The sequence below is a fragment of the Okeania sp. SIO1H4 genome (assembly GCF_010672695.1).
Taxonomy (GTDB): domain Bacteria; phylum Cyanobacteriota; class Cyanobacteriia; order Cyanobacteriales; family Microcoleaceae; genus Okeania; species Okeania hirsuta.
On record NZ_JAAHGB010000016.1, the window covers coordinates 86,317 to 105,038 of the forward strand.

12 protein-coding genes and 1 pseudogene are annotated in these 18,722 nt (G+C 37.6%); 6 read left to right on the forward strand and 7 right to left on the reverse strand.

Translation table 11 applies throughout. The features are described 5' to 3' along the window. Window positions 1–14 precede the first annotated feature (14 nt). The 5 genes and pseudogenes from F6K06_RS14305 (at window position 15) to F6K06_RS14325 (ending at window position 6,584) form a co-directional block, all read left to right on the forward strand. Window positions 15–605: a hypothetical protein gene (locus tag F6K06_RS14305; protein WP_124146061.1), complete on the forward strand. Its 591-nt coding sequence runs from the start codon at window positions 15–17 to the stop codon at window positions 603–605. 17 nt (window positions 606–622) lie between these two features. Beyond that, window positions 623–907 (forward strand): annotated as a pseudogene (locus tag F6K06_RS14310) (Hsp70 family protein); the annotation flags it as partial. Window positions 908–1,236: 329 nt separating this feature from the next. Beyond that, window positions 1,237–1,650, forward strand: coding sequence for a hypothetical protein (locus F6K06_RS14315; protein ID WP_124146060.1), 414 nt, complete (start codon window positions 1,237–1,239; stop codon window positions 1,648–1,650). A gap of 727 nt (window positions 1,651–2,377) precedes the next feature. Then, on the forward strand, window positions 2,378–4,279 hold the full coding sequence (locus tag F6K06_RS14320; protein WP_124154525.1) for a serine/threonine-protein kinase: 1,902 nt from the start codon (window positions 2,378–2,380) through the stop codon (window positions 4,277–4,279). A 421-nt stretch (window positions 4,280–4,700) separates the two neighbouring features. After that, window positions 4,701–6,584, forward strand: a complete 1,884-nt coding sequence (locus tag F6K06_RS14325; RefSeq protein ID WP_287242105.1) for a serine/threonine-protein kinase — start codon at window positions 4,701–4,703, stop codon at window positions 6,582–6,584. Window positions 6,585–6,783: 199 nt separating this feature from the next. Here the strand turns inward: F6K06_RS14325 and F6K06_RS14330 are convergent, their stop codons facing one another. The 3 genes from F6K06_RS14330 to F6K06_RS14340 form a co-directional block, all read right to left on the reverse strand. Continuing rightward, window positions 6,784–7,479, reverse strand: a complete 696-nt coding sequence (locus F6K06_RS14330; protein ID WP_287242107.1) for a PEP-CTERM sorting domain-containing protein — start codon at window positions 7,477–7,479, stop codon at window positions 6,784–6,786. Window positions 7,480–8,028: 549 nt separating this feature from the next. After that, window positions 8,029–9,075, reverse strand: coding sequence for an S-methyl-5-thioribose-1-phosphate isomerase (gene mtnA / locus F6K06_RS14335; protein ID WP_124154527.1), 1,047 nt, complete (start codon window positions 9,073–9,075; stop codon window positions 8,029–8,031). A 435-nt stretch (window positions 9,076–9,510) separates the two neighbouring features. Beyond that, on the reverse strand, window positions 9,511–10,797 hold the full coding sequence (locus tag F6K06_RS14340; protein ID WP_287242110.1) for an NAD(P)/FAD-dependent oxidoreductase: 1,287 nt from the start codon (window positions 10,795–10,797) through the stop codon (window positions 9,511–9,513). Window positions 10,798–11,577: 780 nt separating this feature from the next. Here F6K06_RS14340 and F6K06_RS14345 point away from each other — a divergent pair. Then, window positions 11,578–12,927, forward strand: a complete 1,350-nt coding sequence (locus tag F6K06_RS14345; protein WP_287242112.1) for a flippase — start codon at window positions 11,578–11,580, stop codon at window positions 12,925–12,927. 14 nt (window positions 12,928–12,941) lie between these two features. On the opposite strand, the gene F6K06_RS14350 is transcribed toward F6K06_RS14345, so the two are convergent. The 4 genes from F6K06_RS14350 to dxs form a co-directional block, all read right to left on the reverse strand. After that, complete coding sequence (locus F6K06_RS14350) at window positions 12,942–14,126, reverse strand: hypothetical protein (protein WP_124146053.1); 1,185 nt, start codon at window positions 14,124–14,126, stop codon at window positions 12,942–12,944. Window positions 14,127–14,352: 226 nt separating this feature from the next. Beyond that, window positions 14,353–15,531, reverse strand: coding sequence for a citrate/2-methylcitrate synthase (locus F6K06_RS14355; RefSeq protein ID WP_124146052.1), 1,179 nt, complete (start codon window positions 15,529–15,531; stop codon window positions 14,353–14,355). 200 nt (window positions 15,532–15,731) lie between these two features. Next, window positions 15,732–16,565 (reverse strand): TauD/TfdA family dioxygenase, encoded by an 834-nt coding sequence (locus F6K06_RS14360; protein WP_287242114.1) that lies wholly within the window; start codon window positions 16,563–16,565, stop codon window positions 15,732–15,734. 161 nt (window positions 16,566–16,726) lie between these two features. Then, a complete protein-coding gene (gene dxs / locus F6K06_RS14365; protein ID WP_124154530.1) occupies window positions 16,727–18,634 on the reverse strand; it encodes a 1-deoxy-D-xylulose-5-phosphate synthase in 1,908 nt (635 codons plus the stop codon). Between the last annotated feature and the right edge of the window lie 88 nt (window positions 18,635–18,722).

Consider the following 18,722-nt stretch of genomic DNA (forward strand, 5'->3'; position numbering starts at 1 on the left):
ATTACAGATTGGTTGTGAAGCAAGAAAATATAAAGTTTCTTGATTTTGCTGAGAAAGTAATCTCAATGTATTTTGATTTTATTAACAGTTTAGGATTAGAAAAAAGGCTAATTTATATTTTGGGTATTAATTTACCATCTATTTTTAGTCAGAAGAATGCACTTAGAAAAGTACATAGACAAATAACTCGTGCAGTTCAAAATAAAGAGAAAGTTAAAGAGCTAAAAAAATATTTATTCGACTGTCTACCTGATATATATGAAAGAACAAATAGAAGTATTATGTTTAATAAAATATTAAATAGTTTTTGTCAAAAAAATAATCTAGCTTATAGTGACTTTCTTCAAAAAACTCTAGATTTAGAAACAGGAATCTTAAAAAAAGAGTTTCATGTACCAGAGGACAATGACGATCATTTTATAAATAATCGTTATACATGGAAATTGTATGGGAGTAAGTTGCAATCGATTAGTTCAGAACAAGATAAAACTCGAGTAAAAACAGTACAATCATTACAAATGCAAGAATTGGAAAACAAATTAATCAAACTTAGAGAATGGGAATGTAAGTTAGAAGAGATTAAAGATAAATTGAAGCAAATATAATAGCATATTATAGAACTCTCTTAGGAGAATTGGAGGTTAAGTCTGGCGGCACAGAAGTTTATTTCGATGGCGATCGCCTAATTACTCGCAAAATATCTGGAGAACAAACAGTAGTAAAACCTTTAAATGACCGAGAGGGAGGTCGTAGTATTGCTCAATTAAATCCTCCCGGAAATCCTGGAAGCGATCGAATTAAGGTATTGTTTTGGGTCGATGAATCTAGATTTTTCAGAATAACAGTAGAAGATTTATTGAATAATGAAATTTTATTAAATGAGCAAGCTGTTGTGCAGTTGAGTTAGTGTCGCTACGCGGAAGTTAAAAGTCAAAAGTTAAAAGTCAAAAGTATTGATTTGTAATTGTTTTAGGATTTTGTAACCAGTTATTTCTGCCATCCTGCATTAGTATGTTTTTAGACAATAGACATCTCTATAAAAGAGGGGGTAGGGAGTAGGGGAAAATAATTGATAATTTCTGTAGGATAATTGCTTTAATTTTTAATTTTTGGAGATGTCTAATATATATGTAATTTTTGAGGAGGAAATAAAAAAAATTATATTTTATGAATGAAAGTAATTGTATCGAAGTTAATGGTATTAGCTTTAAAATTCTAGTGCCATAACAGGTATTAGTGCTTCCTAAAAAAGACCTAATTCAAAAACTTTCGGATATAGGAAAACATCTATCAACACGACCTTTACATCCGTCCCCAGGATATCCGGTGGAGATAGGAATTAGGATTACCAATAATAGCGATCGCCCTCTTTACTTTAGTTTTTCTTTTGGATTATTTCCTGAGATTATTAGGGCTAAAGATGGTGCAAGTGTACCATTTGATATAGGGTGGTTGACCTCCGCTGCACCACTAAAATCTGATTTTATTTTAGCTATACCGGGAGAAAGTATCAGCTTTTTTCTTGATGCCAAAATCTGTTGGCTTTGTGGTAAAAACTATGGTTTTAGTACCTCATTTAGAGGTGAGAGATTACTTATTCAACCTCTCCATTCAGAACGGTATCAACTTCGGTTGATATATGAACATTAGAAAGATACTGAAGAATGCTATGACTTTCTTAACAAACAAACTTAAGTAATTGAAGGATTGTGGACGGGTCAAGTATTAACTCCATTTGTAGATATTTGCTTAGTCAATAACTAAGGTTGAAAAATTAGATTTTGACAGAAATAAACATCAAGTAATAACTTTATTTTTGGAAGTTAGGATACTCAAAGTAGAACAGTTTCCTTAAATGGATAGATAATAATGAGATTCCCTTCAATACCCATTAATAAGTTAAGCACAATGAAACCAGCAGAATCTTTTGACAATAATAATAATGAAGTAAATAACATACGCTTAACTGATACTAAAAACATTCCCTTGATAAAATTTCACTAATTTGCTTCTCCACCAGTTTTCTGACTTCCTTCTTCCTTCTACAAAAGCGATCGCGAATGCTACTTCACACAAAAACCAAGAAAAATTAATTTATGTTTAACTTAAGCCAATTCTGACAGAAACAACAATATAGTTGATAAAAAACTCTCAAAACTTATCTTGCCTATTCTTAAAAAGTGACAATAAATTGATAAACTCCAATAATCAAATTCAGTCAAAAATTCCTAAGCAAAATATAATCAATATAGCACTACGCAAATAGGTTAGGACATTTATAAATGCTCAAAGGTAGTCAGGGATTACTTCTGACTTCTGACTTCTGACTTTTGACTTGCGCGTAGCGCCATATTATCCTTAGCTAAAAATCATCGGCATGAGTCATTGCCTCAACCCCAACTGTCAAATTCCCCAAAACCCAGACTGGAATATATATTGTCAAAACTGTGGCTCAAAACTACTACTCAAAGACCGCTATCGTCCCCTTAACCTCATTGGACAAGGAGGTTTTGGCAGAACATTCTTAGCTATCGACGAAGACAAACCCTCCAAACCCTATTGCGTCATTAAACAATTTTTTCCAGCATCCCAAGGCACAAACAATATCAGCAAAGCTGCCGAACTCTTTGAAAAAGAAGCTACAAGATTAGACGAATTGGGCAGACATTCCCAAATCCCCGAATTAATGGCCCACTTCATCCAGGATGGGCGACAATACTTAGTGCAAGAATTCATCGCCGGACAAAATCTAGGCCAAGCTCTGGAAATCGAAGGACCTTACAATGAAGAGAAAATTAAAGCTTTACTCAATAATTTACTGCCAGTGTTGCAGTTTATCCACTCTCACAACGTTATTCACCGTGACATAAAACCAGACAATATTATTCGTCGTCAAAACAGTAACAGTCAGTTAGTATTAGTAGATTTTGGTGCTGCCAAATATGCTCTCGGAACGGCACTCTTGAAAACAGGTACCACTATTGGCACTCCGGAATACACCGCTCCAGAACAAAACCGAGGCAAAGCAGTATTTGCAAGTGACTTATATAGTTTGGGGGTGACTTGTTTACACCTTTTGACCAACGTTTCCCCTTTTGAGTTATTTGATGTGGGTGACGGTACTTGGGTGTGGCGACGTTATTTAAAGAGTAATTCTGTGAGCGAACAGTTGGGTTATGTTTTAGATAAACTAGTGGAAAATGCTATTAACCGTCGCTATCAGTCTGTTTACGAAGTCATCAAAACTTTAAATGCTAATACTCAAGTCAACTTGACTCATATTCAAGATCAAACTGCTATCCAAACTCCGGAGGTTACACCTAAACCCCTAGCAACTCAAACTTGGAAATGTCTACATACTCTCACCAGTCATCAAAAATGGGTTTGTTCCGTTGCTTTTAGTCCTGATGACAATATTGTGGCGAGTGGGAGTGAGGATGAAACTGTTAAGTTGTGGCAAGTAGATAGTGGCAGAGAAATATTGACTATGTTTGGACATTCGGGTTATGTCAACTCTGTTGCTTTTAGTCGGGATGGCAAAATATTAGCTAGTGGGAGTGAAGACAAAACTATTAGACTTTGGGAAGTTAAGACGGGGAAACTTCTTTGTATTCTTGGTGACTGGAGTCTGGGAGAATATTTTGGTCATTCTAAGGGAGTAACGGCGATCGCTTTCAGTCCCGATGGCAAAATTTTGGCTAGCGCAAGTAAGGATAATAATATTAAAATTTGGCGACTTGGGGACGATATTTATGAACCTAGCTATGGGAAAGTGATAATGACTTTGACTGGGCATTCACGACCAGTGCGTGCGGTTGCTTTTAGTCCTGATGGCAAAATTTTGGCGAGTGGAAGTGAAGATAATACGATTAAATTATGGGATCTAAATTTAGGTAATGCTGTTCAGACTCTATGCAATTATTATCAAGGGATACATTATATTTATGCGGTTGCTTTTAGCTGTGATGGTAAAACTTTAGTTAGTGGTGGTCGCGATCGAAATATTAAAATTTGGCAAATAGACCAAGGTGAAATATTAAAGACTTTGGAAGGACATTCAAGAGATATTTGTGCCATAGCTTTTAGTCCTCAAGGAGATATTATTGCTAGTGGTAGTGAGGATGAAACTATTAAGATTTGGCATTGGGAAACTGGTCAGCAAATAGCTAATTTAGAAGGTCATTTAAAATATGTTAATTCTGTTACTTTTTCTCAGGACGGAAAGAGTTTAGCTAGTGGTAGTAGTGATAATACAATTAAAATTTGGCAACAGGAGTAACAAAGTCAAAAATCAAAAGTCAAAAGTCAAAAAATTATAAAGTCAAAAAATTATAAAGTCAAAAATTATTATTATGTCAATTAAGCTCTTCTAAAACACCTTTTTTAAGTCAACAGTCAAAAGTCAAAAGTCAAAAATTATTATTATGTCAATTAAGCTCTTCTAAAGCACCTTTTTTAAGTCAAAAGTCAAAAGTTAAAATTCAAAAATTATCAAAATAACATGGGTCTAAAACCCCGCCTTTTAAGGCACAATATTTTTGGAGAGTTGCTCAAATCCCCTACTTCCCCTCCTGGGAGGGGGAGGGGCGAGGGGTGGGTTAACTTCTGACTTCTGACTTCTGACTTCTGACTTCTGACTTCTGACTTCGTTAATATGGTGTGCTGACTAAATTTTATCGTTAGGAGAGTAGAAAAAAAAGATGAATTACTGCCTTAAAGAAAATTGCAAAAATCCTAATTCTCCACCAGAAGCTAGAATTTGTCTACCTTGTGGTTCTATGTTACTTTTAAAAGACCGCTATAGAGCCATTAAAATGATTGGTCAAGGAGGTTTCAGCAAAACTTATTTAGCAGTAGATCAAGACAAACCTTCTAAACCACCATGTATAATTAAACAATTTTATTTTATCTCACAAAATGAAGTAGATATAAAAAGAGGGATCGCTTTGTTTGAAAAAGAAGCAGAAAAATTAGATACTTTAGGAAAACATCCCCAAATAGCTGAATTATTAGCAAATTTACATGATGATTATTGTCAATATTTAGTCCAAGAATTTATACCTGGAAAAAACTTAGCTCAAGTTTTAGAAACAGAAGGAATATTTTCCGAATATCAAATTCGAGAACTATTAAATAGTCTGCTGCCAGTGCTAGAATTTATTCACTCCCACAACATTATTCATCAAGATATTAAACCTGAAAATATAATTCGTCGTTTACCATCAAATTCTGCTTATCAAGCAGGAATAAAAGGTCAATTTGTATTAGTAGATTTTGATGTAGCAAAACAGTTAACTGGAACTCCAATATTTAAACCAGGCACAATATTATGTACTCCCGAATATGTAGCTCCAGAACAACTAAAAGGTAGAGCAAATTTTGCCAGCGACCTATACAGTTTAGGCGTAACCTGTATCAATTTACTGACCAATATTTCTCCATTTAAACTATTTGATACTGGGGAAAATAAATGGGTATGGCGAGATTATTTAATCGATAATCCGATTAGCAAAGAATTGGGAAATATTCTCGATAAATTAATTACTGCAGCTACAAACAAACGTTATAAATCTGCTACAGATGTCTTAAAAGATTTGAAGTACGGGAAATTACCACCCCCACCTACACAATCTTTACTCCAATTTTCATTCCCAAAAATTTCTCTCAAAGATACAAATTATGTACCAGGATTACATCTTTATTCTTGGGGAAAACCTCAAACTATTTCCGGTCATTTAAGTTCAGTTTCATCAGTTGCTATTAGCCCAGATAATCAAATGATTGCTAGTGGTAGTTTTGACCGTACAATTAAATTATGGAAATTATCTACAGGAGAATTATTAGACTCTTTTATAGCTTCTAATATAGTTTTATCAATTGCTTTTAATCCTAAAAGTAATATCCTAGCTATTGGTAATGTTGGTGGAATTATTAATATTTGGGATTTAGCTACAGGTACCATAAGTTGCAGTTTATCCAGACATTCTAATTCTATTGTTTCAATGCCAGTAGTATTTAGCCCAAATGGAGATTTTATTGCCAGTGGCAGTGACAACCGGACTATTAAAATTTGGCATCAAAAAACTTGTCAACTTTTGTACAGCATCAAAAATTCTCGTGGCATTAATGTAGTTGCTTTTAGCCCCGATGGTAAAATTCTAGCTAGTGGTAGTAGTGACAATGTAATTAAATTATGGGAAGTAGAAACAGGTAATTTGATAGATAAATTAATCGGACATAGTAGAGATATTAATACAATTACTTTTAGTCCTGATGGTAAAATTTTAGTCAGTGGTAGTAGTGATAAAACAATTAAATTATGGTCTGTAGAAACAGGTAAATTAATCAAAACAATTACTGGGCATTCAGATTTAGTTAGGTCTGTAATTTGTTTAGATAAAAAAACAATAATTAGTGGCAGTGCAGATAAAACTATTAAGATTTGGCAGATGGAAACTGGAGAAGTTATTAAGACTTTGAACGGCCATACTAAGGATGTAAATTCTGTGGCAATTAGCGGTTATGATAATACAATTGTGAGTGGAAGTAGTGACAATACTGTCAAAATTTGGCGTTGTGAATAAAAGGGTAAGTCAGTGCTTTAAGTAAGGCTTACTTAATACATTTGAAACTTTGATTGATCGTGGTTTAGAGAACTATTAAAACTGCTAAAATTAGGAGACATACCCTACCTAATATTTTCAATATTTTCAGGTACGTCTTCCAGTAAAATAAAAAATAGTCGTTTGATAATTAGGTTGGCACTAAATTGAGGCTGTAAACCTATTTGTTTTGCTTCTGTTTGCACTTGAGGGAAATAGCACCTAAAGCACTGACTCCAAGTAAACCTAATAAAGAAGCAGGTTCTGGCACTGGCACCATGGTAAATGCAACATTATCAATAAGCTCACCCAAACCTTCAGGATTTGAATTAGAGAATTGAATTGCTGTGATGGACTCGCCAGGAGCAAAAATTCCAAAGAAAGTCCCTACAAGATTTGCTGGAACAACTCGAGAGGTTATCTCACCACTGGTGCCCAGGATAGTGACAGTGGTTTCTCCAGGATTTGCCAAACCAAATAGATCGAAGCCAACTGCATTAATTGGATCTGTAAAACTCAATTCAAAATTTAAGTCATTCACAAAAGCGTTAGGACCAATTAGATCAGAAGGTGCACCAAAAAAACCCTCTGTGAGCAAAACCATACCAGTGGTGGCTGGTCCTATAGAAGAGAATTCTAATCCAGGCTCAATCCAGGGTGCAGTTGCGTTATTCAGGACTGGAAATAAAAAAACGCTATCATCAGCAAGGCCATTGTCCTCAAAATCTTCTAGAGTCAGACTAGGGGTTGCTGCATCAAATGCTGCACGATCGCTAAATAAAGTAAATGCTTGGGCTGCCATGGTATCTAGGGCAATCAGGGTAGCACCTAGGGCGGCAGTTGAAGCATACTTGGCAACAGTTGTAAGTTTAATCATGTAAATGGTCTTATCGAGCAATAGCTAAGTTTACAGTAATCAAAAGGTAGTTTAAAATTCTTCTGACTGTTCAACTAAACCTACCCACAAGCACAATCAGAGAGCTTGCGAAGTAAGTTAGATATGACAGAACATTTTTAAAGGCCAGTGAATTTAAGTGAATCTGCTTAGATAAAGCTTTTTCAAATTCAGTATCTGTATTATCACGCTACCCAATTTTGTTTGCAAGGATTTTTGGGCTTCTTTACTGAAACTTCAATTTTTCCGATGGTGTTTTTAGTAGTTTAAATTAGTGGAATTAATTGCCAAATAAAGCTTTGAGGTGCATACTTATACAAAAATAAATTATGAAGTTTTGATGAAGCTAGATTTGATAGTACAACTAGGAAGTTTAGGAGTGATAAAATAACTGGATTTTTGGGAAAAGATCAAGTAAAATAATTTAATATTGTGTAATCTAGCTGCGAGCGTAGTTGAAGGAAAAGTTAGGACATATCAAAAGTAAAACTTAGACAACGCCAAATTTTTCCCCTTTCCTTCTGCTATACTTTAGAGTTGAGCCTGAAACTGTTTCAAATCTCCCGGCGCAACTGTACCGTATTCTGTCATAATTCCTGCAATTAATTCCGCAGGGGTAACATCAAATGCTGGATTATAAAATTCTACTCCTTGCGGACAAATGCGTGTTTCTCCTACTTGATATATTTCCACTGCATCTCTCTGTTCAATTGGTATTTGACTACCATCAGATATTTTGAAGTCTATTGTTGATAAAGGTGCTGCCACAAAAAAGGGAATATTATGTGCCTTCGCAACAATAGCTAAACTATAAGTACCAATTTTATTAGCAGTATCTCCGTTAGCAGCAATTCTATCAGCTCCAACTACTACAGCATGAATTAAACCTTGTTTCATACAGTGAGCAGCCATATTATCGCTTATTAAAGTAACAGGAATACCTTCTTGCACGCATTCCCAAGTCGTGAGTTTTGCACCTTGGAGACGGGGACGAGTTTCATCCGCATAGACTTTCCCTAGTCTACCCCCTCCCCACGCTGAACTAAAGACATTTAAGACTGCAGTACCCGCCAAAGCACCAGCATTACAGTGAGTTAAAATGTTTAATTTTTCTGGAGAAGTCGGTAAAACTTCTATTGCGCGATCGCCAATATTTTTACAAGTTTGTAAATTGTCTGCTTGAATATTTTTAGCAGTTTCTAATAAAGCCGTTTGAATTTCTTCTACAGAGCTATTCGTTTCATTTGCTACTTTTAACATTCGCTCAATTGCCCAAAATAAATTAACAGCAGTTGGGCGAGTTTGTCGTAACATTACAGCCACTTCTTCTAACTGTTTTAAGAACTCATTTCTATCAGTTATAGAAATTTCTTTTGCCCCTAAATACATTCCATAAGCCGCTGATACACCAATAGCTGGTGCCCCACGAACTATCATTGTTTTAATAGCTCTTGCCATCTCCGTAGAGTTATTAATTTCTACAGTTTTATATTCTCCTGGTAGGCAAGTTTGGTCGATTAATACAACACGGTCATTTTGCCAAATAATCGGATTAACCTCTGTAATTTTAGACATCATAATTTTTCCCCATGTATCATAGATAATATCCAATTCAAATAAATAGTAGGTTGGGTTAAGCCACAGCGCAATCCAACAATTATAGTAATTTTAAATAGACATCTCCAATATTGAAGAAGGAGACAGGAGACAGGAGACAGGAGACAGGAGGAAAATTACTTATGGATTCTCACCCCAAGTAATTTTGAACACCGTGTAGACGGTGGGGTATTAAACCCACAAAGAAAATGATAAAAAATAAAATTAATTATCCCACAGAAATTATCAATTCTTTCCCCCTACTAATCCTTACCAAAAATTGTGGTTTAAAGCCTCCCCTTTGAAGGGCATAATAAAGAAAAATTTTCATGATTAGTCAATCCTATCCGTTTTAAAGGAGAGGTAATAATTAATTATTAATTATTAATTGTTGAATCCCTCTTTTGGAGGAGATGTCTAATTCTTCCTACCAAAATAATGAGTTAATAACTCATAGCTGATAGCTGATAGCTGACCGCTGAATGCTTGTACTTGTTGCCAAACTAACTTTATTTTACGTTGTAAATATTTACCCAATCCTTTATACAACTTTTGAAAATTGTATGCAAATAAAATATTCATCATATCCTCTACTGTCAAAGATCTTAAATAATTCACTCCTTTATCAATCAACTCATCACTATCTTGCATATATCTTCTGCGCCCCATTTGTTCAGAAATGTTCCATTTTATGGCATATCGTCTCTGCATTTCTCTTTGGTAGGAACGAAAACTAGATAAGCGTTGATCGAGATATTTTTCTATATATTTACTAGCTATTTCTGCATTATCCATACCATGTCTAATTCCTTCCCCACCCAACATATTAATAGTAGATACAGCATCACCAATAGCAATAATATTATCTTGATAATAAATATCCTTTAATCCCACAGAATATCTAACAGTTGAACCATGAGAATCAATTAATTCATACTCCTCAAGTTTCATATAATCTTTAATCAATAATTCTAGATACCATCTCATAGATTTCGTTTCAACTATTTGTTTATGTTCTAGATTAAACCGCGCCACACCTATTTTTAATCTGTGCTTTTCTGGTTCCATAGGAAAAATCCAAGAATAACCCTTTGGCATCCATTTATGCCCTAAGAAAAAAATCAAATCCTTAGCGTATTTCTCATATTCTCTTCCTTCAACTTCTATTAAATATTCAATTCCCGCAGCCGTTAAAAATTGAGGTTGCCCACTTTTTTTGTCATACATTACTGCTCTTGCTAGTCCTGTTGCATCAACCAAAACTTCTGTACTAACAGTAAATTTTTCACCTCCGAAACGCCTCATTTCTACAACAGTCTTTCCCTCTTCTTGAAAATTTTTTGTGTAGCGACAACCCATCCAAACTTTACCGCCATAACTTTCCACCTCTCCCGCCAAAAATTCTCTAAGTTTGGCAAAATTTAAAACTGCTCCTAATATTTTTGGTGATGCCCAGGTATGATTAACATTAGTTGTCACAATACTAATTTTCTGCCAATAACTACCAACTACTGTTTCTGGTAAATCAAATTTATCGAGAGTTTCTTGAGGAGTTGCAGCACTAGAAAAGTCATTTTTATTAAATGTTTCGTGTTGTTCAACTAATAAAACTTTGCGTCCCAATTTTGCCAAACTTCTAGCACATTGACAACCTGCTGGACCTGCTCCAATAACTACTACATTAAAATCATTTCTATTGTTCATAATTTCTGATTTACCAATAATACTTAATAAGTATTTGATTTTTCCTAAATAATTTAACAGTTTACTCTAAATTAATCAGCGGTAGTTGTAGATTTAGTTTCAATCTACTCCAAACTATTATATCTACAGGACTTACGCAAATTTACCTTTAAAACACCATATGCACGGGCGAATGCCATTCGCTTTCACTGGATTTAGTGTCTGTGCGTAAGTCCTGATCTACAGAGATATCAAATATTTGTGTTATACTTTAAAGCTCAGTAAGTTTACGCAGAAATAGGTGCTTGATATGAAGAGTCTGTGAAATTAGGAATAACCACTTGCAATTTACAATTTGTAGCAAACATTTATCAAATTGGTATTATCTACATATTTTAGGGTTATGTGGTAAACTCTAGCCTGGGAGGATTTGGTAATTTCCCAATTGACATTAATTGGGAATTGTCAATTACTGATAATACCCGCTCAGGAATAAAAGAGCGATCATGCTCAGAAAAACCAACAACTCTAATGGTGACTCTATAGTGTTTATTATGTCGTGTTAGCTGTGAGAACCCGATCCGATCAGTTAGTAAAGGGAACCTATCCCACTAATAAGACTTTTGCTAAAAACTCTAAATATGTTGATAGTTAAAAACGAAAAATAAAGCTTTTCAAACACATTTTACTTAAACAAATAAACTTGTTAAAAATAGTGGGATAGCTTCTAAAGGAGTATTTCTGGTCTAGTACCTATGAGGAATAGAACTGCCCTTTGGAATAATTAATGAATTAGCATTTATGACTCAAACCTCATTACCACAAACTCAAGAAAATTTCAATTTAAACCTTATAATTAAAGATGTCAAAGTAGCATTAATTCTCAAATTAGCGGGGCTAACACTGACATACTTAGTACAAGTATTTCTGGCACGATGGATGGGCAAAACTGAGTACGGCATTTATGAGTATGTCATCTCTTGGTCATTGTTAATCGCAATTCCCGCCGGACTAGGTTTGCCTCGCACAGCGTTACGCTTAATTGCTGAATACCAAGTTAAACAAGATTGGGGACGCTTGCGCGGCATCGTCCGTGGTGGCTGGTTGCTGACTGTGTTGACGAGTTTCGGGCTATCTCTAGCAAGTACAGGTCTTATATTGTTGCTGAATCATTATCACACCTTTGCCTACGCGACACCACTTCTGATTGGGATTTGGTTGGTACCGCTACAGGCTTTGGTGCAGTTGCAGTTGGAAACAGCTAGGGGGATGAAAGATGTAACTTTAGCTTACGCACCTTCTGAAGTAATCTGGCCAATATTATTGCTGTTAGGAGGATGGTTTTTTTGGCACAAAAACCATGCCCTTGGCAGCATCACAACAATCGAACTGGCAATGTTGATGCTAGCGATCGCCCTCTCGTTTCAGTTCTGGCGGTTGTGGAGCAAACTGAACAAAGAGGTTGAGGTAACAACCCCTGTTTATTGCTATCGCGAGTGGATAGACATTGCCCTAATTTTGCTATTACAAGTGGGATTTAAAACTATTTTGAGTCAAACAGATATTGTGATGGTGGGTTCCTTGATTGGACCTGAGCAGGCGGGTATTTACAGTGCGGCAGTAAAGACAGCCATTTGGGTGGCTTTTATTTTGCAGACCATTAATATTGTAGTTGCACCTGTCTTTACTGAGCTTTACACCCAAAACGATCAGCAGGGGCTACAAAACCTAGTCTCCAAGGTGACTGTCTGGATTTTCTGGTTTTCTCTCGCCATCGGTTCTATCCTCATTGTCTTCGCTCAGCCTGTGATGGGACTGTTTGGGCCGGAATTCATCGTCGCTCACTGGCAGCTAAAGATTTTGGTTTTAGGACAAATGGTGAATGCTTTATGTGGCTCTGTCGGCTTGTTGATGGTAATGACAGGTCATCAAAATCAAGCTGTTGTTGTTTACGGTTATACCGCCTTAATCAATATAGTTTTGAATGGGATATTAATTCCCATCTTCGGCTCTATTGGAGCGGCGATCGCAACTGGCTTGACAATGGCAATGTCTAATATTTGGCTAACTGTCCTCGTGTTTAGGAATCTGGGGATTTACTCTTCTGTTTTTTATAGTTTCTTCCAGACGGAAGGCGATCGCCAACAATAATTCTGGATTTAGTATTAGTTGGCCTGCTGCCAGTAAGCATCCACCACAGCAAAGGAATCTCCAAACAATTCTGAGTTGAGTTTTTCTTCTCCCAGAGCTGTTTTCGTTTTGCCATTGACAATACTATCTAGCAGAGAATTTATTTCTGGTGCGGGCTTTTCATGCTTGTGAAAAATGGCGATTGCATAAGCAACAAAAGGATGAATATCTCCTAGTTTCAAGCTTTCGCTCCCTGCCACAGTCTGCTCTAATTGCTGCCAAGATGGTATAGCCATATTTTCTGGTGCGTAGAGCAGATCAAGGTAAATGGGAATCAGTTCCCAAATATGCTCTCGTGACTGAAGTGGAAAAGCATGGGGTTCTATAGCTTCTCCAAGCACTAACGGCTGGATTTCATTACTATTACGTGCCTTCCTAACTTGAATGCGGTTGCTATCTCTGGGATCGAAAATCTTTTCCTGGGACTGCGCCAGTAAATCCCGACCAAACTCCTTGACATTATCAACTTCAAAACCCAATTGCTCAATTGTCTTAGCAATTGCATATTCTGGATTTTTCCTGAGTTCAATCAAATCCAAAACTGCCAGTTTTTTTGAACTTCCCGTCATTGTTGATCGCAGCAAATTCCAATCGTGAATTAGCCTCTGCCATTGCTGGAAGTTATAACTAATGGTTGTTCCCGACCATGCTGGCTTGAGGCTTTGGAGTTTTACCACTTCTGTAACCTGAGCCTTCTCCATTACTAAAGCAGGATTCCCCATTAATAAGCCATTGCCCTTAAACATCAAGTCAGCCATATAGGATAACCATGATAGATACTGTAAATGAGGTTCTCGGATTATGAACAGAAACTTTTTGGGAATCTGAATCCATTGGGACCATATTTGCGGATGAAAGAAACAAGAAACTTCTTTCACCAGAATTGTAACGTGGCTTTTCTGCTGGAGCATCTCCTCTATCTTATCGGCAATTAAGCCACAACCTGCTTCGTATATATCAGCATCAAAGGGAAGTTTGTTCTGTCTCAGGAGACCCCCTAGCTTGTCGTACAGACCCACAAAAGGCTGATGGATTGCTCCGTCCGCTAGCTGGGCAAAAATAACTTCTGTGATCGTCGATCCGCTTCTAGCTGTTCCATGAATGTAAAGTATCGTCGCCTTCCCTTCACTGACCAACTGTTCTAACCTTGCTTCGCTCATCAAATTTTTCCTGGTATTTCTAGAATAACTTACTTCTGAAAAATGGGGCGTTGCTAAACCAAAGGATGAATCTTTGCAGAAAAAGTAAACCCTATCTTTTACTTTATAAGTTTAAAACTATAATTCATTCTTCTATGCAATGCCTCTACACTTTTGCTCCTGGGAGCAGTAGGGGTTAGTCCCCACACCTCCATACTAATTGATATGCTCTCAAATCTATTAATTTTCACTTCACACCAACAGCAAAAGGACCAAACCATTTGCGAATCTCCTCACTGGTAGCACCAAAAGGAGGTTTATCTTTTTGCTCCAGAATATGAGCAACCATTGCTGAAGTCCGCGAACATAGGAATAGTCCTGTTCCATAGGGGGGTCTCATTCCCAGAGACAAAAATACAGCAGCGCTAATGCTATCAATGTTTGGATAAATTCCCCGTTTCTCTTTCAAAAACTCTGCCGTAATATCATAAATTTGAAGAAAGTCCGATCGCATATCGATCTCCGATATAATTGACCGTAGACGAGGGTTTCTTGAATCTGCCTTAAACATTGGGTGTCCAAAACCGTGGATCTTCTCCTTTTTAGCCAGGCGATCTTCCAATATCTTGATCGTTACTGCTTCTATATCTCCCGAACATTGTTTGTGAACGGCAGTAAAGAACTCCATTGCTTTTTCGCAAGCTCCAACATGGGATGGGCCTGCCGCTGTAAAACCTGCTGCGATCGCTTGGTGCATAGGAACTCTCGTACTCGTGGCAACCCTGGGCAACATAACTGAGGGAGCAAGAAACCCCCAACCAGCATGCAAGCTAACCATAATATCGTTGAATATTTTTCTCTCAGTTGAGTTGCTAAAATTTCTGTTAGTACAAAGCGTAAATATAGATTCAATATAGTCTTTCCCCTCAGTCAAAACTCTTTTCCCATAAGTTTTTTGGTGGTCAAAAAATTTTTCCTTATTTTCTTTAATCCACTGGATACTTTCGAGAGCAATAACCATTAAGGAAGGAATTAGACCAACATAATATAGTCCAATTTGACTGTCTCGATCCAATCCTATTGCCTCCAAGTCAACGAGCGCGATCGTCTGTTCAAATGACTTCGTTTTGTCAACCATTAACCCTGCAATAATTGCCTGAGAATAAGTTGCACCCGAAGCGACTACAGTTTTAATCACTTCTATAGCTGTATCCTCCTCTGTTAAAGAAGAAAGCGCACTTGCAAGATAGCGATCGAGAAGTTGTTCTTGGGATGGAGTTGCCTCTTTGCCCATCAATAAGTGATAAATAGCCCCAGTAAATGTCAAATTACCAATTAGGTCGTTCAGATTCCTATTCCGAACGTACAGTTCCTCTGGATTGAGAGTAGGTCCGTCTATATCTGTACCGTGATATTTATATTCCATGTTACAATAACTCCTTAACCGGGCTTATCAACGAAATTTCGTGATTTGAACAACAAAAATTAGGGTAATAAACCCTGTTTATTGTGTGAAATAATTTCCTGTAATTACTGTAGTGTCAAACTTTTAAGCCTATAAAATCTTACTTTTAACTTTTGACTTTTAACTTTTGACTTCCGTAAAACGGTATACATTCTCAGCATTCAGTACGGCTTGTCCCCAGCCAATGTAACACGATGCATGATACGTTTGAACCCTTGATAGTCATTCACCGGATTATGCTGAGTGCAGCGATTATCCCAGAAGGCAAGGGAACCACGCTGCCAGCGAAAGCGGCAGGTGAACTCCGGTCTGACTTGATGCTCGAAGAGATAGTCTAGCAGAGGTCGGCTTTCGGACACCATCCACCCCTGAAAGTGCTTTGTATGGTTAGTGTTTATGTAAAGCGCCTTCCTCCCAGTTTCTGGGTGCGTGCGCACTACTGGATGGGTGCCGACTATCACCTCCTGCTCAAGACTAGCATTGCTTAGAAAGGCATGAGCTTTTGACGAGGTGTTGATGCCAACAAGTCCTTGCAGGGTCTCCTTAAGACCTTCCGATAGGGTTTCGTAAGCCATATACTGGTTGGCGAAAAGAGTGTCGCCACCGTATGGCGGAATCTCAACAGCGTAGAGGATACTCCCCATCGGTGGACGCTCTAGATAGGTAGTATCGGAATGCCACATACCCCCAAAGTTCGCCCGCTCATGCTCCAACTTCACTACCGGTGTGATCTGCGGACATTTAGGCAATCCCTGAAGCAGCGGGTACTCCATTACCTTACCAAACTTCTGGGCGAAGGCAAGCTGTTGGTGAGGGGTAAGTTCTTGATTAGTGAAAAAGATCGCTAAGTGATCGAGAAAGGCAAGGCGAATCTCCTCAACGACTTCACTTTTGAGGGGTTCTGCCAGATTTACCCCTTGGATTTCAGCCCCAATTGCACCTGCGATCGGATGCACTTTAATGTAGCTATAGTTCCGGTGTACCGCGTTGTCCATTATTTCCCCTTTTGCATAAATTTTGCTTTTTCTACTTAAGAATAAAAATTAAATAAGACAGCAAATAAGCCTTTAAGAGAAAAACTTGTAGGGAGGTTCCATGGAATCTCCCTAAATTAACTTTTCACCAGAAGTCTATTTAAAAACTTCCAACAAAAATATTAAACGTTAACAGTGGATAACTTCGACTTAAAACTCTGCAAAATACGTTCTGCCATCTGAGAAGGAGTCAAACCTAAATCTGCCTTCGACTCATCAGGTTTAGCATGATCTACCAACTTATCAGGTACACCCAAACGTAACACAGGTGCAAGCACATTATTATCCATCAATGTTTCCGTAACTGCCGAACCAAAGCCACCCATCAAACAACCTTCCTCCATAGTCACAACTTTTCCGATACGTTGTGCCAAAGGCAAAATTAATTCTGTGTCCAAAGGCTTGACAAAACGAGCATTTACCACTGTAGCTGCAATACCATGTTCGCTGAGAATTTCGGCAGTTTGCACGGCAGGATGTACCATCGAACCATAGCCCAATATCAAAACATCATCGCCATTACGGAGAATTTCACCCTTACCAATAGGAATAGCTTCCCAACCCTCTTCCATTAATGGCACACCATAACCATTACCACGAGGATACCGCATCGCAATAGGACCATTTGTATAGTTAATCCCAGTAACCACCATCCGTTGCAACTCACCCTCATCTTTAGGTGCCATGATTACCATATTGGGGATACAACGTAAATAGGCAATATCATACATTCCCTGGTGAGTAGGGCCATCAGATCCCACAATTCCAGCGCGGTCTAAACAGAAGAACACAGGTAACTTTTGAATACAAACATCATGGATAATTTGGTCATAAGCTCGTTGTAAGAAAGTCGAGTAAATACCCGCCACAGGTCGCATCCCTTCACAAGCTAACCCCGCAGCTAGAGTAACAGCGTGTTGTTCGGCAATACCAACATCAATATATTGTTTTGGCAACTTAGCATGAAGTTTATCCAGACAGGTACCAGTTCCCATGGCAGCAGTAATACCGATAATTTTAGGATTATTTTCGGCAAGTTTAACCAGGGTATGGGCAAAAACTTTAGAGTATTTGGGAGGCTTTGGCTTGTTTGCTGGTAAAGCTTTGCCAGTAGCTAGATTAAAGGGATTTTGAGCATGATAGCCGACTTGATCTTCTTCTGCCACCGCATATCCTTTACCCTTAGTTGTAGAAACATGAACTAATACAGGCCCAGGAATTTCGTGAGCTTGCTTGAAGGTTGTAATTAGTTCTTCTAAGTTATGTCCATCAACAGGACCAATATAAGTGAAGCCCAATTCTTCAATAACTGCTCCCACTTTTGATACTGCCAAACGCTTCATCCCTTCTTTGAGCCTTTCCATTTCTGGTGTAAAGGTTTCACCTACAAAGGGAATATGTTTGAATTGTTCTTCTAAATTATCTTTGAGAAACTGGATTGGTGGAGAGAGGCGCATTTTGTTAAGATAGCGAGAAATAGCTCCCACATTAGGAGAGATGGACATCTCATTATCATTTAGCACTACCAGCATATTCGTTTTAGGTAAGTGACCTGCATGGTTAATAGCTTCTAAGGCCATACCACCAGTTAGAGCGCCATCACCGATAATTGCTGCTACCTTAAAATTCTCTCCTTTCATATCTCTAGCTAAGGCCATTCCTAAAGCAGCAGAGATACTTGTAGAAGCATGACCCGCACCGAAATGGTCGAATTTGCTTTCACAACGTTTTAGATAACCTGCCACCCCATCTTTTTGCCGCAAGGTATGGAAATTGTGATATCGACCCGTGATAATTTTGTGGGGATAAGCTTGGTGGCCGACATCCCATAGGACTTTGTCCCGATCTAGATCGAGAGTTTGGTAGAGACCCAGGGTCAGTTCTACTACTCCTAATCCCGGACCTAGATGTCCTCCACTGGTGGCAACAGTTTCTAGATGTTTTTCTCTTATTTGTCTAGCAATTTCTTCTAATTGATGAATTGAAAGACCCTGCAACTGGTTAGGATGAGAAATTTCGCTCAGATGCATACTTTAAATTTATTTAGGTTTTGTGTAGATTTACGATTTTTACTGGGGAATATTGACGATTAATTTTGATTTACCTTGCAATACTCAA

Bases quoted from the DNA above. Each gene is read 5' to 3' on its own strand.
- F6K06_RS14340 (WP_287242110.1), bottom strand. From the start codon at position 10,797: ATGAACAATAGAAATGATTTTAATGTAGTAGTTATTGGAGCAGGTCCA.
- mtnA (WP_124154527.1), bottom strand. From the start codon at position 9,075: ATGATGTCTAAAATTACAGAGGTTAATCCGATTATTTGGCAAAATGAC.
- F6K06_RS14345 (WP_287242112.1), top strand. From the start codon at position 11,578: ATGACTCAAACCTCATTACCACAAACTCAAGAAAATTTCAATTTAAAC.
- F6K06_RS14320 (WP_124154525.1), top strand. From the start codon at position 2,378: ATGAGTCATTGCCTCAACCCCAACTGTCAAATTCCCCAAAACCCAGAC.
- F6K06_RS14350 (WP_124146053.1), bottom strand. From the start codon at position 14,126: ATGAGCGAAGCAAGGTTAGAACAGTTGGTCAGTGAAGGGAAGGCGACG.
- dxs (WP_124154530.1), bottom strand. From the start codon at position 18,634: ATGCATCTGAGCGAAATTTCTCATCCTAACCAGTTGCAGGGTCTTTCA.
- F6K06_RS14325 (WP_287242105.1), top strand. From the start codon at position 4,701: ATGAATTACTGCCTTAAAGAAAATTGCAAAAATCCTAATTCTCCACCA.
- F6K06_RS14360 (WP_287242114.1), bottom strand. From the start codon at position 16,565: ATGGACAACGCGGTACACCGGAACTATAGCTACATTAAAGTGCATCCG.
- F6K06_RS14355 (WP_124146052.1), bottom strand. From the start codon at position 15,531: ATGGAATATAAATATCACGGTACAGATATAGACGGACCTACTCTCAAT.
- F6K06_RS14330 (WP_287242107.1), bottom strand. From the start codon at position 7,479: ATGATTAAACTTACAACTGTTGCCAAGTATGCTTCAACTGCCGCCCTA.